We start from the raw sequence: 25597 nt of genomic DNA, 5'->3' as shown, positions 1-25597 counted from the left end.
CACCCCAAACACGGACACCGGCCCCGGGGGGTTCCCGGGGGGTGTCTCCCCGCATTCTTGACGGCGTTACGGCCCTGTGTCACTCAAGAGCTGGGATCGATCTCCCGCAGGAGACCGGTGTGCACGTCGAAGACGAAGCCTCGCACATCGTCCTTGTGCAGCAGGAAGGGGTTGGTCCGGACCCGCTGCATGGACTGGCGGACGTCCTGGTCGACGTCGCGGAAGGCCTCGACGGCCCAGGCGGGGCGCTGGCCGACCTCGTCCTCCAGCTCGTGGCGGAAGTCCTCGGTCAGGCTTTCGAGACCGCAGCCGGTGTGGTGGATGAGTATGACCGAGCGGGTGCCGAGGGCCCGCTGGCTGATGGTGAGGGAGCGGATGGTGTCGTCGGTGACCACGCCGCCCGCGTTGCGGATCGTGTGACAGTCGCCGAGTTCGAGGCCGAGGGCCTTGTGCAGGTCGAGGCGGGCGTCCATGCAGGCCACGACGGCCACGTGCAGGACCGGGCGCGCGTCCATGCCCGGATCGGCGAACTCGGCCGCGTAGCGGCGGTTGGCCGCGACCAGACGGTCGGTGACGGAATCGCCGCCCGATGCCTCGGGTGCGGAGTCTGTAGGCAGGGATGCGGAAGTCGTCATGGTTACGACGGTACGGGTCACAGCGCGTGCAAGCACTGAGTGAGGGTGGACAAAGAAGGTCAACAAGCCTTGTTGTGAGCTAACCCACAGGAGTGAGGGGGAGGCGGCCAACAGGGTGATTCGCGGCATTTGCGGGTTGGATGCCGGGGGTGCGGACAGCGACGCGCACGGCGCGCGAGGCGGTTCGTTGACCGCGGCGACCGTTGCACTAAAGTGGCGCGAACCGGCCGGAGCCCGGCCCTGACCGGCCGCCCGGCCCCGAAGACTCCGCGTGCGCGGCGCGTACGTACGCCGGTCGCGCCGTTATCTGAGAGGGCGCTTTGACTAGCGAGTCCCGACATGTCCCGGTAATGCTCCAGCGGTGCCTGGACCTGTTGGCCCCGGCGCTGGAGAGGCCCGGGGCCGTCGTCGTCGACTGCACCCTCGGCCTCGGCGGCCACAGCGAGGCCCTGCTGACCCGGTTCCCCGAGGTCCACCTGATCGGCCTCGACCGCGACAAGGAGGCCCTGCGCCTCTCCGGTGAGCGGCTCGCGCCCTTCGGCGACCGGGCCACCCTCGTCCACGCGATCTACGCCGACCTGGCCGAGGTCCTCGACGGCCTGCGCATCCCGACCGTCCAGGGCATCCTCTTCGACCTGGGCGTCTCCTCCATGCAGCTCGACGAGGCCGACCGCGGGTTCGCGTACGCGCAGGACGCGCCGCTGGACATGCGCATGGACCAGACGACGGGCATCAGCGCCGCCGAGGTGCTCAACACCTACGCGCCGGGCGAGCTCGTACGGATCCTGCGCCAGTACGGCGAGGAGAAGCAGGCCAAGCGGATCGTGTCCGCGATCGTCCGGGAGCGGGAGAAGGAGCCCTTCACCAACAGCGCCCGGCTGGTGGAGCTGATCCGCGACGCGCTGCCGCAGGCCGCGAAGCGGACCGGCGGCAACCCGGCGAAGCGGACCTTCCAGGCCCTGCGGATCGAGGTCAACGGCGAGCTGTCGGGGCTGGAGAAGGCCATTCCGGCGGCGGTGGACCGGATCGCGGTCGGCGGCCGGATCGCGGTGCTCTCGTACCACTCGCTGGAGGACCGGCTCGTCAAGCAGGTCTTCGCGGCGGGTGCGACCTCGACGGCCCCGCCGGGGCTGCCGGTCGTCCCGGAGAAGTACCAGCCGAAGCTGAAGCTGCTCACGCGCGGCGCGGAGCTGCCCACCGAGGAGGAGATCGCCGAGAACCGGCGGGCCGCCCCGGCCAGGTTCCGCGGCGTCGAACGCATCCGGGAGGCGCGGCTGTGACGGCCGGGGGCGGCGGCCGGGCCGGCAGGTTCGCCACGCTGACGCGCGGCCGGGCGGCCCGGGTCGGCCGCGCGCTCGGCGGGCCGCCCCGCCCGGGGAGGCCGGGTGGGCAGGCCGCGCGGATGCCGTTCGTCCTGCTGGTCGTGGCGCTGCTCGGCGGGGGCCTGATCAGCCTGCTGCTGCTGAACTCGGCACTGAACGAGGGGTCCTTCCAGCTGACCAAGCTGAAGCGGGAGACCACCGCGCTCACGGACGAGGAGCAGGCGCTCCAGCGGGACGTGGACGGGTACTCGGCGCCGGACGCGCTGCAGCGGCGGGCGCAGGAGCTGGGCCTGGTCCCTGGCGGGAGCCCGGTCTTCATCGGCCCGGACGGAAAGATCACCGGCACCGCGTCCCCGGCCGAACCGCCGGCTCCGCCGTCCCCGCCGCCGTCGCCCGGCGCGCAGTCCCCTTCACCCACGGCTACGCCGTCGCAGTCAGCGGCGGCAGCCGGCCCGACCCCGCAGCCCAACCAGCCTTCTGGAAGGTGACGTCGTGACGCGGATCCCTACGGGGCTCTTCCCCCACCCCGCCCCTTCCCGAGACCGGGGGCTCCGCCCCCAGCCCCCCTCCCGGGGCTCCGCCCCGGACCCGGCGGGGGCTCCGCCCCCGGACCCCCGCGCCTCGAACGCCGGCGGGGCTGGACGTGCCCGCTCGGCGGGCTGGACGGTGCGGCGGTGCGCAGGGCACCGGGCGGTGGCGCTGTGAGGCCGCAGGAGCCGCGGCGGCGGGTGCCGGGGCCGGGCAGGCCGGGGGACAGGGACCGGGCCCGGGCGGCCTCGCGGCCCGCGACCCGGCGGCCCGCCGCGACGAGGCGCCCGCACACGATCCGGCTCGGCAGCCCCAAGCCCCGCCTGCGTCTCGTCAGCGTCGGGCTCACGCTCGTCATGGTCGCCTTCGTCGTCCGCCTGCTCCAGGTACAGGCCGTCGACGCCTCCGCCTTCTCCGCAGAGGCCTCCAAGAACCGCTACACCAGCGTCAGGCTGGCCGCCGAGCGCGGGGAGATCACCGACCGCAAGGGCGTGGCCCTCGCCACCAGCGTCGACGCGTACGACATCACCGCCGACCCGAAGATGTTCACCCCGCAGGACAGCAAGGCCCCGGACGCCCCCGAACAGGCCGCCGCCCTCCTCGCGCCCATCCTCGGCAAGGACGCCAAGGAGCTCACCCAGAAGCTGAGCGCCAAGAACAGCCGCTACGTCGTCCTCGCCCACCGCCAGACCCCCCAGGTCTGGAACCAGATCAAGGACCTCAAGAAGGTCTTCGCGGACAAGGCGGAGGCCGACAAGAGGAGCAACGGCCCCGGCGCCAACGTCCTGGCCGGCGTGTTCAAGGAGGACAGCAGCAAGCGCGTGTACCCCGGCGGCGACCTCGCCGCCGGGATACTGGGCTACGTCAACGCCGAGGGCAAGGGCGCCGGCGGCCTGGAGTCCTCCCTCGACAAGAAGCTGTCCGGCAAGGACGGCGAGGTCACCTACGCCCAGTCGGGCGGCCGCCGCGTCCCCACCGCCGGTTCCAGCGAGAAGCCCGCCGTGCCCGGCGAGGACATCGAGCTGACCATCGACCGCGACATCCAGTGGGCGGCGCAGAGCGCCATCACCGAGCAGGTCCAGAAGTCCGAGGCGGACCGCGGCTACGTCATCGTCCAGGACACCCGCACCGGCGAGGTCCTGGCCATGGCCAACGCCCCCGGCTTCGACCCGAACGACCTGACCCGCGCCCGCTCCGCCGCCATGGGCAACGCCGCGCTCCAGGACGTGTACGAGCCCGGCTCCACCGCCAAGGTGATGTCGATGGCCGCCGTACTGGAGGAGAAGAAGGCCACCCCCGATACCCACGTCGAGGTCCCCAACCGGCTGCACCGCGGCGACCGGCTCTTCAAGGACGACATCGACCACCCGACCTGGTACCTGACCCTCAACGGGGTCCTCGCCAAGTCCTCCAACATCGGCACCATCCTGGCCACCGGCCAGCTCGGGCGCACCCAGCCCGAGGCCAACAAGGTCCTGTACTCGTACCTGGACAAATTCGGCATCGGGCGGCCCAGCGGGCTGAACTACCCGGGCGAGTCCCGCGGCATCCTCGCCAAGCCCGAGGACTGGTCCACCTCCCAGCAGTACACGATCCCTTTCGGCCAGGGCCTGTCCCTCAACGCCATGCAGGCGGCCTCCGTGTACTCCACCATCGCCAACGGCGGAGTGCGGATCACCCCGACCCTGGTGCGCGGCACCAAGGGCCCCGACGGCCGCTTCACCCCGGCCCCGGCGCCCGAGCAGACCCGCGTGATCAGCCAGGAGACCGCCAAGACCCTCTCCGAGATGCTCGAATCCGTCGTCGACGACCAGGAGGGCACCGGCACGAAGGCGAAGATCCCCGGCTACCGGGTCGGCGGCAAGACCGGCACGTCCAACCGGGTGGATCCGGCCACCGGCCGCTACAAGGGGTACACCGCCTCCTTCGCCGGGTTCGCGCCCGCGGACAACCCGCGCATCACCGTCTACTGCGCGATCCAGAACCCGACGAAGGGCAGCTACTTCGGCGGCCAGATCTGCGGCCCGATCTACAAGAAGGTCATGGAGTTCGCGCTGAAGACCCTCCAGGTCGCCCCGACCGGCACGGCCCCCGCGGGGCTCCCGGTCACCTTCGAAGCCGGTCCGCAGCCCGCCCCGCAGCCCAGTCCGCAGCCCGGTCAGTGACCCACCGCCCGGCCCGAAAAGCGTGAGGCACCATCAGTGACAACGATCACCCCGAAACCCGGGAACCAGTCGGCCGCCGGCGCCGAGGCCGGGCCCTCACTTCGCGACCGGCCCGCCGCGCCCGGTACGCTCACCGCCGTGCCCCACGCTGATCAGCCCAGAACCACCCAGAAAGACGCCCCGGCAGCGCCGCCGGGAGCGCCCCGGCCCGTGTCCGCCCGCCCGACCCCGCTGGGCGAGCTGGCCGACCTGCTGGGTCTGCCCGAGTCCGGCGCCGTTCAGATCACCGGCATCACGCACGACTCCCGTGCCGTGCGCCCCGGCGACCTGTACGCGGCCCTCGCGGGAGCCAGGACGCACGGCGCCGACTTCGCCGCCCAGGCGGCCGGCCTCGGCGCCGCGGCCGTGCTGACCGACCCCGCGGGGTCGCAGCGCGCCGCCGCGACCGGCCTGCCCGTCCTCGTCGTCGAGGACCCGCGGGGCCGGATGGGCGAGCTCGCCGCCGCGATCTACGGCCGGCCCGGCGAGGACCTGCTGCAGATCGGCATCACCGGAACCTCCGGCAAGACCACCACGGCGTACCTCGTCGAAGGCGGCCTGCGCGCGGCGGGCCGCAGCACCGGACTCGTCGGCACCGTCGAGATGCGCATCGGCGACGAGCGCATCAAGTCCGAGCGGACCACCCCCGAGGCCACCGACCTCCAGGCCCTCTTCGCGGTCATGCGCGAACGCGGGGTCGAGGCCGTCGCCATGGAGGTCTCCAGCCACGCCCTGCGGCTCGGCCGGGTCGACGGCTGCGTCTTCGACGTCGCGGTCTTCAACAACCTGAGCCCGGAGCACATGGAGTTCCACTCCGACATGGAGGACTACTTCCAGGCGAAGGCGGGGCTCTTCACCCCCCGCCGGGCCCGCCTGGGCGTGGTCAACCTCGACGACGAGTACGGCCGCCGCCTCGCCAAGGAGGCGACGATCCCGGTCGTCACCTTCTCCGCCGCGGGCGACCCGGCCGCCGACTGGCGCGCCGAGGACGTGGTCTTCGGACCGGCGAGCTCCACCCTGACCCTGCTCGGCCCCGATGGACAGCGCGTACGGGCCACCGCGCCGCTGCCCGGCCCGTTCAACGTCGCCAACACCGTCGCCGCGATCGTCACCCTCGCCGCCGCCGGCCTCGACCCGCAGACCGCCGCCGACGGCGTCGCCGCGGTCCCCGGGGTCCCCGGCCGGCTGGAGCGGGTGGACGCGGGCCAGCCGTACCTGGCCGTCGTCGACTACGCGCACAAGACGGACGCCGTCGAGTCGGTGCTGCGCGCGCTGCGCGAGGTCACCACCGGCAGGCTGCACATCGTGCTCGGCTGTGGCGGCGACCGCGACACGACCAAGCGGGGCCCGATGGGCGCCGCCGCCGCCCGCTACGCCGACGTGGCCGTGCTGACCTCCGACAACCCGCGCTCGGAGGACCCCCTCGCGATCCTCGCGGCGATGTTCGAGGGCGCCGTGTCCGTACCGCCCGCCGAGCGCGGCACCGTCCTCGTCGACGCCGACCGGGCCGCGGCCATCGCCGCAGCCGTCGCGCACGCCGGGCCCGGCGACACCGTGCTGGTGGCGGGCAAGGGCCACGAGCAGGGCCAGGACACCGCGGGTGTCGTACGGCCCTTCGACGACCGCGAGGTGCTCCGCGCGGCCATCGACAACGCACTGAAGAACGACGCACTGAAGAACAACGCGCTCAAGCAGGCCGAGGTGAACCAGTGATCGCCCTTTCCCTCGCCGAGATCGCCGACATCACCGGCGGGCGGCCCCACGACATACCGGATCCGTCCGTGCGCATCAGCGGGCCCGTCGTCATCGACTCCCGCCAGGTGGAGGCCGGCAGCCTGTTCGCCGCCTTCGACGGCGAACACGTCGACGGCCACGACTACGCCGGGCGCGCGATCGAGGCCGGAGCCGCCGCCGTTCTCGCCGCCCGGCCGGTCGGCGTACCCGCCATCGTCGTCCCCGACGTAGAGAAGGCGCTCGGCGCCCTCGCCCGGGCCGTCGTCGAGCGGCTCGGCACCGACGTGGTGGCCCTGACCGGCTCGGCCGGCAAGACCTCCACCAAGGACCTGATCGCGCAGGTGCTCCAGGCCCACGCGCCCACCGTGTGGACGCCGGGCTCCCTCAACAACGAGATCGGCCTGCCGCTCACCGCGCTCAAGGCCACCGCGGAAACCCGGCACCTGGTACTGGAGATGGGGGCCCGCGGGATCGGCCACATCGCCTACCTCACCGGCCTGACCCCGCCGCGCATCGGGCTCGTCCTCAACGTCGGCACCGCCCACATCGGCGAGTTCGGCGGCCGCGAGCAGATCGCCCAGGCCAAGGGGGAGCTGGTCGAGGCGCTGCCCTCCGAGGCCGAGGGCGGGATCGCCGTCCTCAACGCCGACGACCTGCTGGTGCGCGCCATGTCCGCCCGCACGAAGGCCCGTACGGTCCTCTTCGGTGAGGCCGAGGACGCCGACATCCGCGCCACCGAGGTACGGATGACCCCCGGGGGACAGCCCGCCTTCACACTCCACACACCGACCGGGTGCAGTGATGTGACCTTGCGGCTGTACGGTGAGCACCACGTGTCGAACGCGCTCGCCGCGGCCGCCGTCGCCCATGTACTGGGCATGTCCGCCCCGGAGATCGCCACCGCGCTCTCCGGGGCGGGCACCCTGTCCCGGTGGCGGATGGAGGTCACCGAGCGGGCGGACGGCGTCACGATCGTCAACGACGCCTACAACGCGAACCCCGAGTCCATGCGGGCCGCCCTGCGCGCGCTTGCCGCGATGGGCGGCGCCGCCAGGGCCAACGGGGGGCGCACGTGGGCAGTGCTCGGTCCCATGGCCGAACTCGGTGACGCATCGCTGGCCGAGCACGACGCGGTGGGGCGGCTTGCCGTCCGGCTCAACGTGAGCAGGCTCGTCGCAGTCGGGGGCAGGGAAGCGTCCTGGCTGCAACTGGGCGCATATAACGAGGGTTCGTGGGGTGAGGAGTCGGTGCTCGTGTCCGACGCGCAGGCGGCGGTCGACCTGTTGCGCAGTGAACTGCGCCCGGGTGACGTCGTGCTGGTGAAGGCTTCCAGGTCGATCGGCCTGGAGCGGGTCGCGCTCGCTCTGCTGGAGCGCGAGGGCGAGGTCGCCGACCGATGAGGCAGATCCTGTTCGCCGGTGTCATCGGCATGTTCCTCACCATCATCGGCACCCCGCTGCTGATCAAGCTGCTGGCCCGCAAGGGCTACGGCCAGTTCATCCGCGACGACGGCCCGCGCGGCCACGCCGGGAAGAAGGGCACGCCCACCATGGGCGGTATCTCCTTCATCCTGGCCACGCTCATCGCGTACGCCCTGACGAAGGTCATCACCGGCAGCGAGCCGACCTTCTCGGGCCTGCTGGTGCTGTTCCTGATGGCGGGCATGGGCCTGGTCGGCTACCTCGACGACTACATCAAGATCGTCAAGCGGCGCTCGCTCGGTCTGCGGGCCAAGGCCAAGATGGCCGGCCAGCTGATCGTCGGCATCGCCTTCGCGGTGCTCGCGCTCCAGTTCAAGGACGCGCGCGGGCTCACCCCGGCCTCCACCAAGCTGTCGTTCGTCACGGACTTCGGCTGGGCGATCGGTCCGGTGCTGTTCGTGGTCTGGGCGCTGTTCATGATCCTGGCCATGTCCAACGGCGTGAACCTGACCGACGGTCTGGACGGCCTGGCCACCGGCGCCGCCGTGATGGTCTTCGGCGCCTACACCTTCATCGGCGTCTGGCAGTTCCAGGAGTCCTGCATCAACGCGCAGACCCTGACGAACCCGAACGCCTGCTTCGAGGTGCGCGATCCGCTCGACCTCGCGGTGGTCGCCTCCGCCCTGATGGGCGCCTGCTTCGGCTTCCTGTGGTGGAACACCTCGCCCGCCAAGATCTTCATGGGTGACACCGGCTCGCTCGCCCTCGGCGGCGCGCTCGCGGGCCTCGCCATCTGCTCCCGCACGGAGTTCCTGATGGCCCTCCTCGGCGGCCTCTTCGTGCTCATCACGATGTCGGTCGTCATCCAGGTCGGCTCCTTCAAGCTGACCGGCAAGCGAGTCTTCCGGATGGCCCCGCTCCAGCACCACTTCGAACTCAAGGGGTGGTCCGAGGTCCTTGTCGTGGTCCGCTTCTGGATCATCCAGGGCATGTGCGTGATCGTGGGTCTCGGTCTCTTCTACGCGGGATGGGCAGCCGACAAGTGAGCACCACCGACCTGGCCGGCGTACTCGGCCCAGACGCCCTGGGCCGGTTCGGCCTGCCGCGTCGGATCACCGTGGCCGGGCTGGGCGTCAGCGGCGTGAGCGCCGCACGCGCCCTGGCCCGGCTCGGCGCGACGGTCACCGTCGTCGACAACGGCGACGGCGACGCGCACCGGGCCCGCGCCGCGGAGCTCGCGGAGCTCGGCATCGAGGCCCGCCTCGGCCACCTGCCCGACGGCACCCGGGCCGGGGAGGTGCTCCCCGAGGGCACCGAACTGGTCGTGACCTCCCCCGGCTGGCAGCCGGACAGCCCCCTCTTCCTGGCCGCCGCCAAGGCGGGTGTGGACGTCGTCGGCGACGTCGAGATCGCCTGGCGGCTGCGGGGGGCAGGCGCCGAGCTCCGGGCCGCCCGAGCGGCCGCGGAAGCCGGCCCGGCGGGCGCTTCCGCCGCCGAGCCCGCCGACTCCGCCGAGGTGCCCGTACGCGGCGCAGCCGAGTGGCTGGCGATCACCGGTACGAACGGCAAGACCACCACCACGCAGATGCTGGCGTCGATCCTGAAGGCCGCGGGTCTGCGGACCGCCGCGGTCGGCAACATCGGCACGCCCATCATCGACGTGGTCCTCGGCGAGCAGCAGTACGACGTACTCGCGGTCGAGCTCTCCAGCTACCAGCTGCACTGGGCGCCCTCGCTGCGCGCCCACTCGGCGGCCGTGCTCAACCTGGCCCCCGACCACCTCGACTGGCACGGCTCCATGGAGGCGTACGCCGCCGACAAGGGCCGGATCTACGAGGGCAACCGCGTGGCCTGCGTCTACAACGTCGCCGACCCGGCCACCGAGAAGCTGGTCGAGAACGCCGACGTCGAAGAGGGCTGCCGGGCGATCGGCTTCACCCTCGGCGCCCCCGGCCCCTCCATGCTCGGCGTCGTCGACGGCATCCTCGTCGACCGGGCCTTCGTGGAGAACCGGCAGAAGAACGCCCAGGAGCTCGCGCAGGTCGAGGACGTCAACCCGCCGGCCCCGCACAACATCGCCAACGCGCTCGCCGCGGCGGCCCTGGCCCGCGCCTTCGGCGTGGAGCCGCGCGCGGTACGCGACGGACTGCGCGACTTCCGCCCGGACGCCCACCGGGTCGCGCACGTGGACGAGGTCGACGGGGTCACGTACGTCGACGACTCCAAGGCCACCAACACGCACGCGGCGGAGGCCTCCCTGGCGGCCTTCGAGCCCGTCGTCTGGATCGCCGGCGGTCTCGCCAAGGGCGCGACCTTCGACGAGCTCGTACAGAAGTCCGCGAAACGGCTGCGCGCCGTGGTGCTGATCGGCGCCGACCGGGCGCTGATCGCCGAGGCGCTGGCGCGACACGCCCCGGAGGTCCCGGTCGTCGACCTCGACCGGACCGACACTGGGGCGATGCTCGCAGCGGTCCGGGAAGCGGCCCGGCTCGCCGAGCGCGGCGACACGGTCCTGCTGGCGCCTGCCTGTGCCTCGATGGACATGTTCGCGAACTACAACGAGCGTGGGGACGCGTTCGCCGACGCGGTGCGCGAACTGGCCGCCGAGAGCGCCTAGACGGGGCTCCTGGAACGGGTCTCTCCGGCCGGCTGCTCGCCTCGTACGAGTGGAGGGGAAGATCACAGATGCCGGCCAAGCAGATGCTGCCGGGGCGGCGGCCGTCCGCCGTCAAGGCGCAGGGCCGCAAACGCCCCGCGGTGAGTATCGGGCGGCCCGCCGCGCGCGGGCCGCTGGCCCGGCTGCGGCGTACGCAGCGGCAGTTGCGCAGGGCCTGGGACCGCCCGCTCACAGCGTATTACCTGATTTTCGGCAGCGCGCTGCTCATCACCGTGCTCGGTCTCGTGATGGTCTACTCGGCCTCCATGATCAAGGCCCTCCAGCTGGGCCTGGGCGACGCCTACTTCTTCAAGAAGCAGTTCCTGGCGGCCCTGATCGGCACCGTGCTGATGCTGATCGCCTCCCGGATGCCGGTCAAGCTGCACCGGGCGCTGTCGTATCCGGTGCTCGCCGGCACGCTGTTCCTGATGGTCCTGGTCCAGGTCCCCGGGATAGGGGTCTCGATCAACGGCAATCAGAATTGGATCTCCCTTGGCGGTCCGTTCATGTTGCAGCCCAGTGAGTTCGGCAAGCTGGCCCTGATCCTGTGGGGCGCCGACCTGTTGGCGCGCAAGGGCGACAAGGGGCTGCTCAGCCAGTGGAAGCACCTGCTGGTGCCGCTGGTCCCGGTGGCCTTCCTGCTGCTCGGCCTGATCATGCTGGGCGGGGACATGGGCACCGCGATGATCCTCGGTGCGGTCCTGTTCGGCCTGCTCTGGCTCGCGGGCGCCCCGACGCGGCTGTTCGTCGGCGTGCTGGCATTCGCCGGTGTGATCGTCGCACTGCTGATCAAGACGAGTCCGCACCGGATGGACCGGCTGGAGTGCATCGGTGCGACGGATCCGGGCAAGAACGACCTTTGCTGGCAGGCCGTCCACGGGATCTACGCCCTGGCATCCGGCGGATGGTTCGGTTCCGGTTTGGGTGCCAGCGTGGAAAAATGGGGGCAACTACCCGAAGCCCACACCGACTTCATCTTCGCCATCACCGGGGAGGAATTGGGTCTGGCGGGGACGCTGTCGGTACTCGCCCTGTTCGCGGCTCTAGGCTATGCGGGTATCCGCGTGGCCGGACGCACGGAGGACTCCTTCGTACGGTTTGCCGCGGGAGGCGTGACCACCTGGATCACGGCCCAGGCCGTGATCAACATCGGTGCGGTGCTCGGCCTGCTGCCGATCGCCGGGGTCCCGCTCCCGCTGTTCTCCTACGGAGGGTCGGCCCTGCTGCCGACCCTGTTCGCGGTCGGACTGCTCATCGCCTTCGCGCGGGAGGAGCCGGCGGCGCGCGCGGCCCTCGCGATGCGACAGCCGAAGACCGGCTGGAGGCGGACCGGGGTGAGATGGAAGTCGATGAGACGGCGCGTCAAGAGGCGTCCGTCCGGAGAGCGGTGAATTTCGGTGCATGTCGTACTCGCCGGTGGGGGGACCGCCGGCCACATCGAGCCGGCGCTCGCCCTCGCGGACGCCCTGCGCAGGCAGGACCCTTCAGTGGGCATCACCGCCCTCGGCACCGAGCGCGGACTCGAAACCCGCCTCGTGCCGGAACGCGGCTACGAACTGGGGCTGATCCCCGCCGTTCCGCTGCCCCGCAAGCCCACCCCGGAGCTGATCACCGTCCCCGGGCGGCTGCGCGGCACCATCAAGGCGGCCGAGGAGATCCTCACCCGCACCAAGGCCGACTGCGTCGTCGGCTTCGGCGGCTACGTGGCCCTGCCCGGCTACCTCGCGGCCAAGCGGCTCGGCGTGCCGATCATCGTCCACGAGGCCAACGCCCGGCCGGGTCTGGCCAACAAGATCGGCTCCCGGTACGCGCACGCCGTCGCGGTCTCCACGCCCGACAGCAAGCTGCGCGGCGCCCGCTACGTGGGCATCCCGCTGCGGCGCTCCATCTCCACCCTCGACCGGGCCGCCGTACGCCCCGAGGCGCGCGCCGCGTTCGGCCTGGACCCCAACCTGCCGACGCTGCTGGTCTCCGGCGGCTCGCAGGGCGCCCGCCGCCTCAACGAGACGATCCAGGCGATCGCCCCGACCCTCCAGCGCTCCGGGATCCAGATCCTGCACGCCGTCGGGCCGAAGAACGAACTGCCGCGTGTCGACAACATGCCCGGGATGCCGCCGTATGTGCCGGTACCGTACGTGGACCGGATGGATCTCGCGTACGCCGCCGCCGACATGATGCTGTGCCGCGCGGGCGCGATGACCGTCGCCGAACTGTCCGCCGTCGGGCTCCCCGCCGCTTACGTCCCGCTGCCGATCGGCAACGGCGAACAGCGGCTCAACGCCCAGCCGGTGGTCAAGGCCGGCGGCGGCCTGCTCGTGGACGACGCGGAACTGACGCCCGAGTGGGTGCTGAGCCAGGTCCTCCCGGTGCTGTCCGACCCGCACCGTCTGTACGAGATGTCCCGTGCGGCCGGTGAGTTCGGCCGCCGCGACGCCGACGAGCTGCTGGTCGGCATGGTGTACGAGGCGATCGCAGCCCACAGGAACCGCTAGCGCAGGAGGCAAGGAGTGGCCGGAGCGACGACCGCACAGCGCGGGAGCCAGGGTTCCGACCGGTCTGCCCGCAAGGGCCCCGGCTCGCCCAAGCCGCCCAAGCCCCCGAAGCCGTCCGGAAAGTCGCGCCGGGTCCGCCTGCTGGCCTCCCTGGCCGCCGCGGCGCTCCTCGCCGGGGGCGGCACCTGGGCGCTCTACGGCTCCTCCTGGCTCCGCGTCGAGAAGGTCGCCGCGACCGGCACCGAAGTGCTCACCCCCGAGCAGGTGCTGGCCGCGGCGGCCGTTCCCGTCGGCGCACCCCTCGTCAGCGTCGACACCGACGAGATCGAGGAGCGCGTCCGCGGCCGGCTGCCGCGCATCGATTCGGTCGATGTCGTACGGGCCTGGCCGCACGGGATCGGGCTGAAAGTGACGGAACGCAAACCGGTCCTCCTCATCAAAAAGGACGCCAACTTCGTCGAAGTGGACGCATCGGGTGTGCGATTCGACACTGTCGCGAAAGCACCCGAAGGCGTTCCGGTCCTCGAATTGAACGCGGGACACTCCCCGAGCGCCCGCCGCTTCGACGAGGAACGGCTGCTGCACGAGGCCGTTCTCATCGCCGGCTCCCTCCCGGAGCCGGTCGCCAAGGAGACCGTGCAGGTCAAGGTGGGTTCGTACGATTCGGTCGTCCTGGAGCTCACGCGGGGCCGGACGGTGGTGTGGGGGAGCGGCGAACAGAGCGACGCGAAGGGGCGTGCGCTGACCGCTCTGCTGAAAGCCGCGCCGAAGGCCGGACACTTCGACGTGAGCGTCCCCACCGCCCCTGCGGTGTCCGGGAGTTGACGTCCGGTCGAACAGCGGCGCACCCTGGTTGGCCAGCGATACGGGTGATCACATAGGGTGAAAAGAAAAACGGGAGGTTCGGCGTGTTCGTTGAACACGCGCTACTTGTCGACTTAGTGTCCTGTTCGGAAGTCCATGGGATCCAGCAACAAGACACACCCCTAACCCTAAACTTCAGGGTGAGGGTTCGGGTCGGCGCGTTCGGACCGTCCCCATTTCGGCATCAGTCGTCGCAACGCAGGCCCGCGAGGCGGCGACACGTAACTCGAGGCGAGAGGCCTTCGACGTGGCAGCACCGCAGAACTACCTCGCAGTCATCAAGGTCATCGGTGTCGGCGGCGGTGGTGTCAATGCCATCAACCGAATGATCGAGGTCGGTCTCAAGGGCGTCGAGTTCATCGCCATCAACACGGACGCCCAGGCGCTGTTGATGAGCGACGCCGACGTCAAGCTCGACGTCGGCCGTGAACTCACCCGGGGCCTCGGCGCCGGCGCCAATCCGGCCGTCGGTCGCAAGGCGGCAGAGGACCACCGCGAGGAGATCGAGGAGGTCCTCAAGGGGGCCGACATGGTCTTCGTCACCGCCGGCGAGGGCGGCGGCACCGGCACCGGCGGCGCACCCGTCGTCGCCAACATCGCGCGCTCGCTGGGCGCCCTGACGATCGGCGTGGTCACCCGGCCGTTCACCTTCGAGGGCCGGCGCCGCGCGAACCAGGCGGAGGACGGCATCGCCGAGCTCCGGGAAGAGGTCGACACCCTCATCGTCATCCCCAACGACCGCCTGCTGTCCATCTCGGACCGCCAGGTCTCGGTGCTCGACGCCTTCAAGTCGGCCGACCAGGTCCTGCTCTCCGGCGTCCAGGGCATCACCGACCTCATCACCACCCCCGGTCTGATCAACCTCGACTTCGCCGACGTCAAGTCCGTGATGTCCGAGGCCGGCTCGGCCCTGATGGGCATCGGCTCGGCCCGCGGCGACGACCGCGCGGTGGCCGCCGCCGAGATGGCGATCTCCTCGCCGCTGCTGGAGGCGTCCATCGACGGCGCCCGCGGCGTGCTGCTCTCCATCTCCGGCGGCTCGGACCTCGGTCTCTTCGAGATCAACGAGGCCGCGCAGCTGGTGAGCGAGGCCGCGCACCCCGAGGCGAACATCATCTTCGGCGCCGTCATCGACGACGCGCTCGGCGACGAGGTGCGGGTGACCGTCATCGCGGCCGGGTTCGACGGCGGACAGCCCCCGGCCCGCCGGGACAACGTCATCGGCGCCGCGTCCACGAAGCGCGACGAGCCGGCCCCGGCGCCGGTCCGCGCGCCCGAGCCGGTCCGCCCGGCCTTCGGCGGACTCGGCACGGTCACCCCGCGCGAGGAGCCCCCGGCCCCCGTCGAGCCGGCCCCGGCCGAGGCCCAGGCCCCCGCGCCGCAGGTCCCGACGGCCCGTCCGTACCAGGACAGCCCGGCCGAGGAACTGGACGTCCCGGACTTCTTGAAGTGACACCGGAGCAGCACCACGTGGGCGGCGCCCACTTCGCCTTCACCGACCGGTGGGGCGGAGTGAGCGCCGTTCCGTACGAAGAGCTCAACCTCGGCGGCGCGGTCGGAGACGACCCGGCCGCCGTTCGCGCGAACCGGGAGCTCGCCGCGAAGTCGCTGGGAATCGACCCGGCCCTGGTGGTCTGGATGAACCAGGTGCACGGCCGGGACGTGGCGGTGGTCGACGGACCTTGGGGAGATCTCGGGGAGATCCCCGCCGTGGACGCGGTGGTGACCGCCCGTCGGGGGCTCGCCCTCGCCGTGCTCACCGCCGACTGCACGCCGGTCCTGCTCGCCGACCCCGTCGCCGGGGTCGCGGGCGCCGCCCACGCCGGGCGGCCGGGGCTGGTGGCCGGGGTGGTCCCGGCGGCCGTCGAGGCGATGGTCGCCCTCGGGGCCGAGCCCGGGCGGATCGTCGCCCGGACCGGACCCGCCGTCTGCGGGCGGTGCTACGAGGTGCCGGCCGAGATGCGGGACGCGGTGTCGGCGGCGGTGCCGGCCGCGCGGGCCGAGACGAGCTGGGGGACACCGGCCGTCGACGTGGTCGCCGGAGTGCACGCCCAGCTCGCGGAGGCGGGGGTGGTGGATGTCCGCCGCTCCCCGGTCTGCACACTGGAGTCGCGGGACCACTTCTCGTACCGCCGCGACCGGGTGACCGGGCGGCTTGCCGGATATGTCTGGTTGGAACAGTAAATGACGGACCGTAAGTCGGAACTCGCGGAGAACCTGGCGCGGGTGGAGGAACGCATCTCGTCCGCCTGCGCGGCCGCGGGACGCAAGCGGGAAGAGGTGACGCTCATCGTGGTCACCAAGACCTATCCCGCGAGCGACGTACGACTGCTGGCGGAGCTGGGTGTCCGTCATGTTGCGGAGAATCGCGACCAGGATGCCGCCCCCAAGGCGGCGGCCTGCGCGGATCTGCCGCTCAGCTGGCACTTCGTCGGCCAGTTGCAGACGAACAAAGTCCGTTCCGTGGCGGGATACGCGCACGTGGTGCAGTCGGTCGACCGCTCCAGGCTCGTGACCGCCCTTTCGGCCGCCGCTGTGAGCGCCGGCCGGGAACTCGGCTGCCTCGTGCAGATCGCCCTCGACGCCGAGTCGGGCGAGCGGGGGACCCGGGGCGGCGCGGCGCCCGAGCAGCTCGCCGAGTTGGCGGACCTCGTCGCCCGGGCGCCGGGGCTGCGGATCGACGGTCTGATGACGGTCGCTCCGCTGTCCGGCCCCTACGCGGGACGCGAACAGGCCGCCTTCGAGCGGCTGGTGGAATTGTCATCCCGCCTGCGCGCGGACCATCCGGCTGCCACGATGGTGTCGGCCGGGATGAGCTCGGACCTGGAACAGGCCGTTGCGGCCGGTGCGACACATGTACGCGTCGGCACTGCGGTACTCGGCGCGAGACCCCGGCTCGGGTAACGTCGCGAAGAAAGTCGGACCACAGCAGAAAATATGGTCATTCCCGCTGATGAGCGGGCAGACCACGTGGATCGCGGGTAGTTGGTGACATTCGTGACACGGCGGCACCTGCGACAGGGCGATCCACCACAGAGCGGAGGACTCAGAGAATGGCCGGCGCGATGCGCAAGATGGCGGTCTACCTCGGCCTCGTGGAGGACGACCGGTACGACAACCCGGGGTACGACCCCGACGACGAGTTCGAGCCCGAGCCGGAACCGGAGCGGGCCCGGGACCGAGACCGCCGACAGCAGCCCGTGCACCAATCGCCTGTAACGGACGAACCGGTACGAGCCGCACAGCCCCCGGCGCAGCGCGAACCTATCCCAATTCCGGTGGAAAGCGGACGTCCTGCGCGAATCGCCCCCGTGGCATCCATCACACCTGATCGCACGAACCTGGAGAAGAACGCCCCCGTGATCATGCCCAAGGTCGTCTCCGAGCGGGAGCCGTACCGCATCACGACGCTGCACCCCCGGACCTACAACGAGGCCCGTACCATCGGGGAACACTTCCGTGAGGGCACTCCGGTGATCATGAACCTCACGGAGATGGACGACACGGACGCGAAGCGTCTCGTGGACTTCGCCGCCGGTCTTGTCTTCGGTCTGCACGGCAGTATTGAACGCGTGACACAGAAGGTGTTCCTGCTGTCGCCTGCTAACGTCGATGTCACGGCGGAGGACAAGGCCCGCATCGCGGAGGGCGGGTTCTTCAACCAAAGCTAGACCGATCCGTCAGACACGGGACCGGGAACAGAGCGAGAACGGGGAGAGGGAAGCGCGGGATGGGTGTCGCACTGCAGGTCGTCTACATCGCGCTGATGTGCTTCCTCATCGTGCTGATCTTCCGACTGGTCATGGACTACGTGTTCCAGTTCGCACGGTCGTGGACGCCCGGCAAGGCCATGGTGGTCGTTCTGGAGGCCACCTACACTGTCACCGATCCACCGCTCAAGCTTCTCCGGCGATTCATCCCGCCGTTGCGTCTCGGGGGCGTGGCACTCGACCTGTCCTTCTTCGTTCTGATGATCATCGTTTACATCCTCATCAGTTTCGTGAGCACCGCTGCGAGAAGCGTGTGAACGATGAGCTTCCCCGCAGGCGCGGGGACAGTCCCGATACGGTCTTGCCGACTGCCGACGACTACGTAGAGGTGAAGAAGACATGCCGCTGACTCCCGAGGACGTGCGGAACAAGCAGTTCACGACCGTCCGCCTGCGAGAAGGCTATGACGAGGACGAGGTCGATGCCTTCCTCGACGAGGTCGAGTCCGAGCTGACGCGCCTGCTGCGCGAGAACGAGGACCTGCGCGCCAAGCTGGCTGCCGCCACGCGTGCCGCCGCGCAGAACCAGCAGCAGCAGGGCATGCGCAAGCCGGAGCCCCAGGACCAGCGCGGCCCGGGTGCCCCCGTGCCCGCGGCCATATCCGGCCCGCCGCAGCAGCAGCAGCCCCAGATGGGCCCGCCCCAGCTGCCGGGCGGCGCGCCGCAGCTCCCGGCCGGCCCCGGCGGACACGGACCGCAGGGTCCGGGCCCGATGGGCGGCCCCATGCAGCAGCACCCCATGGGTGGACCGCAGGGCATGGGCCAGCAGCAGTCGATGGGCGGCCAGAACCCGCTCGGCCAGCAGATGCAGCCCATGGGCCAGCAGATGCAGCCGATGGGGCAGCAGATGCAGCCCATGGGTCAGCCGATGCACCAGCAGCAGCCGCAGCAGCTTCCGCAGCAGGGCCCCGGTGGCGACAGTGCCGCCCGCGTCCTGTCGCTGGCGCAGCAGACGGCCGACCAGGCGATCGCGGAGGCCCGCTCCGAGGCCAACAAGATCGTCGGCGAGGCCCGTTCGCGCGCCGAGGGCCTGGAGCGGGACGCCCGTGCCAAGGCCGACGCGCTGGAGCGGGACGCGCAGGAGAAGCACCGCGTCGCGATGGGCTCCCTGGAGTCCGCCCGCGCCACGCTGGAGCGCAAGGTCGAGGACCTGCGGGGCTTCGAGCGTGAGTACCGTACGCGACTGAAGTCCTACCTGGAGTCGCAGCTGCGTCAGCTGGAGACCCAGGCCGACGACTCGCTGGCCCCGCCGCGCAACCCGGCCGGTCCCGCGCTGCCGCCGTCGCCGTCGCCCTCGATGGCTCCGGCCGGTGCCATGGGCCACTCCATGGGCGGTCCCTCTATGGGCGGCCCGTCGCCCATGGGCGGTCCCTCCCCGATGGGCGGAGGCCCGTCGTACGGCGGCCAGCAGCAGATGTCCCCGGCGATGACCCAGCCGATGGCTCCGGTGCGGCCGGCTGCGCCGCAGCCGATGCAGGCGCCGTCGCCGATGCGGGGCTTCCTGATCGACGAGGACGACAACTAAGCGCCGCCGCGCTTGTCGGCAGTCACTTCACGGGCCGGGCCCGGTTCCCCTGCGGGGGCACCGGGCCCGGCCCGTTCCCGTACCCGGGCGCGGAGCCCCAAGTTTCGGGAAGGGGCGGGGTGGGGGAAAAGGAAGCGGCCCGCACCCCTCTGGCGAGGGGTACGGGCCGCAGGGTTCCGGTTACGCCTTGCGGAGGCGGAAGGTCAGGGACAGGGACTCGTCCGTGAACGGGTCACCGTACGTGGCGTCGGCGTCGCCGGAGGCGAAGTCCGTGGACAGGACCTCGTCCGCGATCAGGGCCGCGTGGTCCGTCAGGGCCGTGACGACCTCCTCGGAGTCCGAGGACCACCGCAGCGCGATGCGGTCGGCGACATCGAGGCCGGAGTTCTTCCGGGCCTCCTGGATCAGGCGGATCGCGTCACGGGCCAGCCCGGCCAGCCGCAGCTCCGGGGTGATCTCCAGGTCCAGGGCGACGGTCGCGCCCGAGTCGGACGCCACCGACCAGCCCTCGCGCGGGGTCTCCGTGATGATGACCTCCTCCGGGGAGAGGGAGATCTCCTCGCCGTTCAGCGAGACGGTCGCGGAGCCGGAGCGCAGGGCCAGCGAGAGCGCGGCCGCGTCGGCGGCGGCGACCGCCTTCGCGACGTCCTGCACGCCCTTGCCGAAGCGCTTGCCCAGCGCCCGGAAGTTCGCCTTCGCCGTCGTGTCCACCAGCGATCCGCCGACCTCCGAGAGGGAGGCCAGGGAGGAGACGTTCAGCTCCTCCGTGATCTGGGACTGGAGCTCGGGGGAGAGCGCGTCGAAGCCCACCGCGCCGACCAGGGCCCGGGATAGCGGCTGGCGGGTCTTGACGCCCGACTCCGCACGCGTGGCCCGGCCCAGCTCGACCAGCCTGCGCACCAGCAGCATCTGCTGGGACAGGGTGCCGTCCACCTGGGACGCGTCCGCCTCCGGCCACGAGGACAGGTGGACGGACTCCGGGGCCTCCGGGGTGACCGGGACGATCATGTCCTGCCATACCCGCTCCGTGATGAAGGGGGTCAGCGGGGCCATCAGGCGGGTGACCGTCTCGACCACGTCGTGCAGCGTGCGCAGCGCGGCCGCGTCGCCCTGCCAGAAGCGGCGGCGCGAGCGGCGGACGTACCAGTTGGAGAGGTCGTCCACGAAGGAGGAGAGCAGCTTGCCCGCACGCTGGGTGTCGTAGGCCTCCATCGCGTCCGTGACGTCGTCGACGAGGGTGTGGAGCTCCGAGAGCAGCCAGCGGTCCAGCACCGTGCGGTCCGCCGGCGCCGGGTCGGAGGCCGACGGGGCCCAGTTCGACGTACGGGCGTACAGGGCCTGGAAGGCGACCGTGTTCCAGTACGTGAGGAGGGTCTTGCGGACGACCTCCTGGATCGTGCCGTGGCCGACGCGCCGCGCCGCCCACGGGGAGCCGCCGGCCGCCATGAACCAGCGCACCGCGTCCGCGCCGTGCTGGTCCATGAGCGGGATCGGCTGGAGGATGTTGCCCAGGTGCTTGGACATCTTGCGGCCGTCCTCGGCGAGGATGTGGCCCAGGCAGACCACGTTCTCGTACGAGGACTTGTCGAAGACGAGGGTGCCGACCGCCATCAGCGTGTAGAACCAGCCGCGGGTCTGGTCGATGGCCTCCGAGATGAACTGCGCCGGGTAGCGCTTCTCGAAGATCTCCTTGTTCTTGTACGGGTAGCCCCACTGCGCGAACGGCATCGAGCCCGAGTCGTACCAGGCGTCGATGACCTCCGGCACGCGGACGGCCTCAAGGGAGCAGCCCTCGGCCGTGCACGTGAAGGTCACGTCGTCGATGTACGGGCGGTGCGGGTCCAGGTTCGAGTGGTCCTGCCCGGACAGCTCGCTCAGCTCCGCGCGGGAGCCGACGCAGGTGAGGTGGTTCTCCTCACAGCGCCAGATCGGCAGCGGGGTGCCCCAGTAGCGGTTGCGGGACAGGGCCCAGTCGATGTTGTTGTTCAGCCAGTCGCCGAAGCGGCCCTGCTTGACCGAGTCCGGGAACCAGTTCGTCTTCTCGTTTTCCCGCAGCATCGCGTCCTTGACGGCGGTGGTGCGGATGTACCAGGACGGCTGCGCGTAGTAGAGCAGGGCCGTGTGGCAGCGCCAGCAGTGCGGGTAGCTGTGCTCGTAGGCGATGTGCTTGAAGAGCAGGCCGCGGGCGTCGAGGTCGGCGGTCAGCTTCTCGTCGGCCTTCTTGAAGAAGACGCCGCCGACGAGCGGGACCTCCTCCTCGAAGGTGCCGTCGGGGCGGACCGGGTTCACGACCGGCAGGCCGTAGGCGCGGCAGACCGCGAGGTCGTCGGCGCCGAAGGCGGGGGACTGGTGGACCAGACCGGTGCCGTCCTCGGTCGTGACGTACTCGGCGTTGACGACGTAGTGGGCGGGCTCCGGGAATTCCACGAGGGAGAACGGGCGCTCGTACGTCCAGCGCTCCATCTCCTTGCCGGTGAAGGTCCGGCCGGTGGCCTCCCAGCCCTCGCCGAGGGCCTTCTCCAGCAGCGGCTGGGCGACTACGAGGTTCTCCTCGCCGTTCGTGGCGACGACGTACGTGACCTCCGGGTGCGCGGCCACGGCCGTGTTGGAGACCAGGGTCCAGGGGGTCGTCGTCCAGACCAGGAGGGCCGCCTCGCCGGCCAGCGGGCCGGAGGTCAGCGGGAAGCGGACGAAGACCGAGGGGTCGACGACCGTCTCGTAGCCCTGGGCGAGCTCGTGGTCCGAGAGGCCGGTGCCGCAGCGCGGGCACCAGGGGGCGACGCGGTGGTCCTGGGTGAGCAGGCCCTTCTTGAAGATCTCCTTCAGCGACCACCACACGGACTCGACGTACTCGGGGTCCATGGTCCGGTAGGCGTCGTCCAGGTCGACCCAGTAGCCCATCCGGGTCGTGAGCTCGGTGAACGCGTCGGTGTGGCGGGTCACGGACTCGCGGCACTTCGCGTTGAACTCGGCGATGCCGTACGCCTCGATGTCCTGCTTGCCGTTGAAGCCGAGCTCCTTCTCGACGGCGAGCTCGACGGGCAGGCCGTGGCAGTCCCAGCCGGCCTTGCGGGCCACGTGGTAGCCGCGCATGGTGCGGAAGCGGGGGAAGACGTCCTTGAAGACGCGGGCCTCGATGTGGTGCGCGCCGGGCATGCCGTTCGCGGTCGGCGGGCCCTCGTAGAAGACCCACTCGGGGCGGCCCTCGGACTGCTCCAGGGTCTTGGCGAAGGTCTTGCTCTCGCGCCAGAAGTCGAGGACGGCGTGCTCCAGGGCAGGCAGGTCGACCTGGGCGGGGACCGGGCGGTACTGCGGCGGTGTGGTCATGAGGCTGAACTCTTCCTCCGGCGGGGTGTCACTTCCGTCCGGAGGGACGAGAGCCGACTGCTGCTCCCGCGGTACCACCCTCCTTGGCCTCCGGACGCGTCCGGTGGCCCCCTCATTGGGGTGCGAAGCCGGTTCTACTGGCCCTACGGGGACCCGTGCGGGCCCGTGCGGCTTTCTTCCGGCGGCTCCGGGGTGATCCTTCGCATCGCGCTCGCCCCCGGGCTCTCACCGTCCCCGGGTCGCTCCTGGCTGCGTCCGACGCTACTCGTCCCCATCCATGCCTCTCGCTGGGGCCAGTGTACGGGCCCGGGCGGCACGAGGCAGACCGGTTTACGGGGGCCCGTGGCGGGCCCGCCGGCCCGGCGTGGCGGGGTGCGCGGGGCGGGCGGCGCGTGACCCGGATGGTCCGATGCGCCCGTACGGAATCCAGTGGGGCGGGTGGGGCGGATTACCGGGGCTCCTGATGGGCACAACGGATGCAGGTTGGCCTCGACGGATGCGTGCCCCGTTGCCGTGGGACTGGAGTCGATTTATCGTTCCGGCACGATTCGCGAGCAATGATCACAGTATGTGAAGGGGCCGCGGCCATGGTGGCGAAGAAGACCGCCGGGAGTACTGCGCAGAAGGCCGTCAAGGCTGCCGAGAAGGGCACGCCGAGGGGCACGGCGAAGGGCGCAGCGAAGGCCGCGGGGAAGGCGCCCGGGAAGGCCACGGCGGCCGCCACGGCGGCCGCGACGGCGGCCGTGGACGCGGTTCCGGCCCCGGCCGCGGCCAAGAAGGCGACCGCTGTCGGGACAGCCGGGAAGAAGGCTGCCGCGACCAAGGCGCCGGCCAGGAAGGCGACCGCCGCGAAGGCGCCGGCCAAGAAGGCGACCGCGAGGAAGACCCCGGCCAAGAAGGCCGTGGCCGAGGGGGCGGCGCAGGCCGCGAAGAAGACGGGAGTCCGCAAAGTGGTTGCCAAGAAGAGCACCGGTACGGCGAGGAAGACGGCGGCGGCCGCCACCAGCGGGCTGCCCAAGGCGCGCGCCACGGCGGCCCTCACGCCCGGAGAACTCGCCGTACGGCCCGGAGAGGACCCCTGGACGGCCGAGGAGGTCGCGGAGGCCCGTGCGGAGCTGTCCTCGGAGGTCCTGCGGCTGCGCATGGAGCTGGACGCATCGGAGACCGCCATCACGGACCTGATGCGGGACTCCGGCGACGGCGCGGGCGACGACCAGGCCGATACGGGCACCAAGAACATCACCCGGGAGTCCGAGCTGGCCCTCGCGGCGAACGCCAGCTCGATGCTGGAGCAGACCGAGCGGGCCCTGGAACGGCTGGAGGCGGGCACGTACGGGCTCTGCGAGAACTGCGGGCAGCCCATCGGCAAGGCGCGGATGCAGGCCTTCCCGCGGGCCACGCTGTGCGTGGACTGCAAGCAGAAGCAGGAGCGCCGGCACTAGTCGGCACCGGCCGACGGCCGGCGGACATCCCTTGAACGGGGACCCTGACGTACTCTCGTGTCTCGTCAGGGTCCAGGAGGAGCCTGGTTCGAACGAGTTCGAGGGACTGACGTGGCAGAGGCGGAGCGCATCATCGGTACGCCGGAGGTCGGGGACGAAGCCCAGCCGGAGTCCGCCGAGCCCAAGGGGCATCGGCGGATCGTGGCGCTGCTCGTCGTGGCGGTCCTCGCCTACCTGCTGGACCTCGGCAGCAAGATGCTGGTCGTGGCGAAGCTGGAGCACCAGCCCCCGATCGAGATCATCGGCGATCTGCTGAAGTTCGAGGCGGTCCGCAACCCCGGCGCCGCCTTCGGCATCGGCGAGGCCTTCACGATCATCTTCACCTGCATCGCTGCCACCGTGATCGTGGTGATCGTCCGGCTCGCCCGCAAGCTCTACAGCCTGCCGTGGGCCATCGCGCTGGGCCTGCTGCTCGGCGGGGCGCTGGGCAATCTGACCGACCGGATCTTCCGCTCGCCCGGCGTGTTCCAGGGGGCGGTCGTGGACTTCATTGCGCCGGCCCACTTCGCCGTCTTCAACCTGGCCGACTCGGCGATCGTGTGCGGCGGCATCCTGATCGTCCTGCTGTCCTTCAAGGGTCTGGACCCGGACGGGACCGTCCACAAGGACTGATCGCGGACTGATCGCGGGAATGGTCTTCTGCCGAGTCCTGCATACTCGACAGGTGAGTACGATTCCCGAGATCCGCACCCTGCCCGTTCCCGATGGCCTCGAGGGCGAGCGCGTCGACGCCGCCATCGCCCGCATGTTCGGATTTTCCCGGACGAAGGCGGCCGAGATCGCGGCTGCGGGAAAGGTGACGGTCGACGGCAGCGTCGTCGGGAAGTCCGAGCGCGTCCATGGCGGTGCCTGGCTCGAGGTCGAGATGCCCGCGCCGCCGAGGCCGGTCGAGGTCGTGGCCGAGCCCGTCCCCGGCATGGAGATCGTCCATGATGACGACGACATCGTCGTCATCATGAAGCCGGTGGGCGTCGCCGCCCACCCGAGCCCCGGCTGGACCGGCACCACCGTCATCGGCGGCCTCGCCGCCGCCGGCTACCGGATCTCCACCTCCGGCGCGTCCGAGCGCCAGGGCATCGTGCACCGCCTCGACGTCGGCACGTCCGGCCTGATGGCCGTCGCGAAGTCGGAGCGCGCGTACACCTCGCTGAAGAACCAGTTCCGCGAGCGGGTCGTCGACAAGCGCTACCACGCGCTGGTGCAGGGGCACCCGGACCCGATGAGCGGCACGATCGACGCGCCGATCGGGCGCCACCCGAGCGCGGACTACAAGTGGGCCGTGACGCAGGACGGCAAGGCGTCGGTCACGCACTACGACCTGATCGAGGCCTTCCGGGCCGCCTCGCTGCTGGACATCAAGCTGGAGACCGGGCGTACGCACCAGATCCGCGTGCACATGTCCGCGCACCGCCACCCGTGCGTCGGCGACCTCACGTACGGGGCCGACCCGACGGTGGCGAAGCGGCTGGGGCTGACCCGGCAGTGGCTGCACGCGGTGCGGCTGGGCTTCGAGCACCCGGCCGACGGGCAGTGGGTGGAGTTCGAGAGCAACTACCCGGCGGACCTGCAGCACGCGCTGGACGTCATCCGGGCGGAGAGCGAGTGACGGCTCTCACCG

General features: G+C 71.2%; 21 protein-coding genes. 19 read left to right on the top strand and 2 right to left on the bottom strand.

Annotation, left to right across the window (positions count from 1 at the left end; genetic code table 11):
* Window positions 1-83: 83 nt before the first annotated feature.
* The gene (locus ACGFYU_RS17460; RefSeq protein ID WP_393828155.1) at window positions 84-635 is read right to left on the bottom strand and encodes a beta-class carbonic anhydrase; all 552 of its coding nucleotides are present in this window, start codon (window positions 633-635) and stop codon (window positions 84-86) included.
* A gap of 320 nt (window positions 636-955) precedes the next feature.
* Between ACGFYU_RS17460 and rsmH the strand changes: the two genes are divergently transcribed.
* From rsmH to ACGFYU_RS17380, 16 genes are all read left to right on the top strand, one after another.
* A complete protein-coding gene (gene rsmH / locus ACGFYU_RS17455) occupies window positions 956-1915 on the top strand; it encodes a 16S rRNA (cytosine(1402)-N(4))-methyltransferase RsmH (protein ID WP_393828154.1) in 960 nt (319 codons plus the stop codon).
* Window positions 1912-2445: a hypothetical protein gene (locus tag ACGFYU_RS17450; protein ID WP_393828153.1), complete on the top strand. Its 534-nt coding sequence runs from the start codon at window positions 1912-1914 to the stop codon at window positions 2443-2445. Before rsmH ends, ACGFYU_RS17450 begins: the two co-directional genes overlap by 4 nt.
* A 213-nt stretch (window positions 2446-2658) precedes the next feature.
* A complete protein-coding gene (locus ACGFYU_RS17445) occupies window positions 2659-4650 on the top strand; it encodes a peptidoglycan D,D-transpeptidase FtsI family protein (protein WP_393828152.1) in 1992 nt (663 codons plus the stop codon).
* A 36-nt stretch (window positions 4651-4686) separates the two neighbouring features.
* Complete coding sequence (locus ACGFYU_RS17440; RefSeq protein ID WP_393828151.1) at window positions 4687-6402, top strand: UDP-N-acetylmuramoyl-L-alanyl-D-glutamate--2,6-diaminopimelate ligase; 1716 nt, start codon at window positions 4687-4689, stop codon at window positions 6400-6402.
* On the top strand, window positions 6399-7823 hold the full coding sequence (murF, locus tag ACGFYU_RS17435; RefSeq protein ID WP_393828150.1) for a UDP-N-acetylmuramoyl-tripeptide--D-alanyl-D-alanine ligase: 1425 nt from the start codon (window positions 6399-6401) through the stop codon (window positions 7821-7823). The genes ACGFYU_RS17440 and murF overlap by 4 nt, the downstream gene beginning before the upstream one ends.
* Window positions 7820-8890 carry a phospho-N-acetylmuramoyl-pentapeptide-transferase gene (gene mraY, locus ACGFYU_RS17430; RefSeq protein ID WP_393828149.1) on the top strand — a complete coding sequence of 357 codons (1071 nt, stop codon included), beginning with the start codon at window positions 7820-7822 and terminating at the stop codon, window positions 8888-8890. Before murF ends, mraY begins: the two co-directional genes overlap by 4 nt.
* The gene (gene murD / locus ACGFYU_RS17425) at window positions 8872-10461 is read left to right on the top strand and encodes a UDP-N-acetylmuramoyl-L-alanine--D-glutamate ligase (protein ID WP_393828148.1); all 1590 of its coding nucleotides are present in this window, start codon (window positions 8872-8874) and stop codon (window positions 10459-10461) included. The genes mraY and murD overlap by 19 nt, the downstream gene beginning before the upstream one ends.
* 68 nt (window positions 10462-10529) lie before the next feature.
* Window positions 10530-11891, top strand: coding sequence for a putative lipid II flippase FtsW (gene ftsW, locus ACGFYU_RS17420; RefSeq protein ID WP_393828147.1), 1362 nt, complete (start codon window positions 10530-10532; stop codon window positions 11889-11891).
* 6 nt (window positions 11892-11897) lie between these two features.
* The gene (gene murG / locus ACGFYU_RS17415) at window positions 11898-12992 is read left to right on the top strand and encodes an undecaprenyldiphospho-muramoylpentapeptide beta-N-acetylglucosaminyltransferase (protein ID WP_393828146.1); all 1095 of its coding nucleotides are present in this window, start codon (window positions 11898-11900) and stop codon (window positions 12990-12992) included.
* Window positions 12993-13007: 15 nt separating this feature from the next.
* A complete protein-coding gene (locus ACGFYU_RS17410; protein WP_393828145.1) occupies window positions 13008-13817 on the top strand; it encodes a cell division protein FtsQ/DivIB in 810 nt (269 codons plus the stop codon).
* 286 nt (window positions 13818-14103) lie between these two features.
* Window positions 14104-15309 (top strand): cell division protein FtsZ, encoded by a 1206-nt coding sequence (gene ftsZ, locus ACGFYU_RS17405; protein WP_393828144.1) that lies wholly within the window; start codon window positions 14104-14106, stop codon window positions 15307-15309.
* Between the two features lie 17 nt (window positions 15310-15326).
* Window positions 15327-16040 carry a peptidoglycan editing factor PgeF gene (pgeF, locus tag ACGFYU_RS17400; RefSeq protein WP_393828269.1) on the top strand — a complete coding sequence of 238 codons (714 nt, stop codon included), beginning with the start codon at window positions 15327-15329 and terminating at the stop codon, window positions 16038-16040.
* Window positions 16041-16760: a YggS family pyridoxal phosphate-dependent enzyme gene (locus ACGFYU_RS17395; RefSeq protein ID WP_393828143.1), complete on the top strand. Its 720-nt coding sequence runs from the start codon at window positions 16041-16043 to the stop codon at window positions 16758-16760.
* Between the two features lie 149 nt (window positions 16761-16909).
* Window positions 16910-17527: a cell division protein SepF gene (locus tag ACGFYU_RS17390; protein ID WP_393828142.1), complete on the top strand. Its 618-nt coding sequence runs from the start codon at window positions 16910-16912 to the stop codon at window positions 17525-17527.
* A gap of 59 nt (window positions 17528-17586) precedes the next feature.
* Window positions 17587-17883 carry a YggT family protein gene (locus ACGFYU_RS17385; RefSeq protein ID WP_030155988.1) on the top strand — a complete coding sequence of 99 codons (297 nt, stop codon included), beginning with the start codon at window positions 17587-17589 and terminating at the stop codon, window positions 17881-17883.
* A gap of 82 nt (window positions 17884-17965) precedes the next feature.
* A complete protein-coding gene (locus tag ACGFYU_RS17380) occupies window positions 17966-19150 on the top strand; it encodes a DivIVA domain-containing protein (RefSeq protein ID WP_393828141.1) in 1185 nt (394 codons plus the stop codon).
* A gap of 180 nt (window positions 19151-19330) precedes the next feature.
* On the opposite strand, the gene ileS is transcribed toward ACGFYU_RS17380, so the two are convergent.
* The gene (gene ileS / locus ACGFYU_RS17375) at window positions 19331-22477 is read right to left on the bottom strand and encodes an isoleucine--tRNA ligase (protein WP_393828140.1); all 3147 of its coding nucleotides are present in this window, start codon (window positions 22475-22477) and stop codon (window positions 19331-19333) included.
* A gap of 557 nt (window positions 22478-23034) precedes the next feature.
* Here ileS and ACGFYU_RS17370 point away from each other — a divergent pair.
* The 3 genes from ACGFYU_RS17370 (at window position 23035) to ACGFYU_RS17360 (ending at window position 25585) form a co-directional block, all read left to right on the top strand.
* Complete coding sequence (locus ACGFYU_RS17370; RefSeq protein WP_393828139.1) at window positions 23035-23919, top strand: TraR/DksA family transcriptional regulator; 885 nt, start codon at window positions 23035-23037, stop codon at window positions 23917-23919.
* Between the two features lie 111 nt (window positions 23920-24030).
* Complete coding sequence (gene lspA / locus ACGFYU_RS17365; protein WP_393828138.1) at window positions 24031-24591, top strand: signal peptidase II; 561 nt, start codon at window positions 24031-24033, stop codon at window positions 24589-24591.
* A gap of 52 nt (window positions 24592-24643) precedes the next feature.
* Window positions 24644-25585, top strand: a complete 942-nt coding sequence (locus tag ACGFYU_RS17360; RefSeq protein ID WP_393828137.1) for an RluA family pseudouridine synthase — start codon at window positions 24644-24646, stop codon at window positions 25583-25585.
* The last annotated feature ends 12 nt before the right edge of the window (window positions 25586-25597 follow it).

Origin of the sequence: Streptomyces sp. NPDC048337 (genome assembly GCF_043201175.1) — a bacterium.
Lineage (GTDB): Bacteria > Actinomycetota > Actinomycetes > Streptomycetales > Streptomycetaceae > Streptomyces.
The sequence above is the reverse complement of the archived record's forward strand: the minus strand, read 5'-3'. Positions and strand labels throughout refer to the sequence as shown.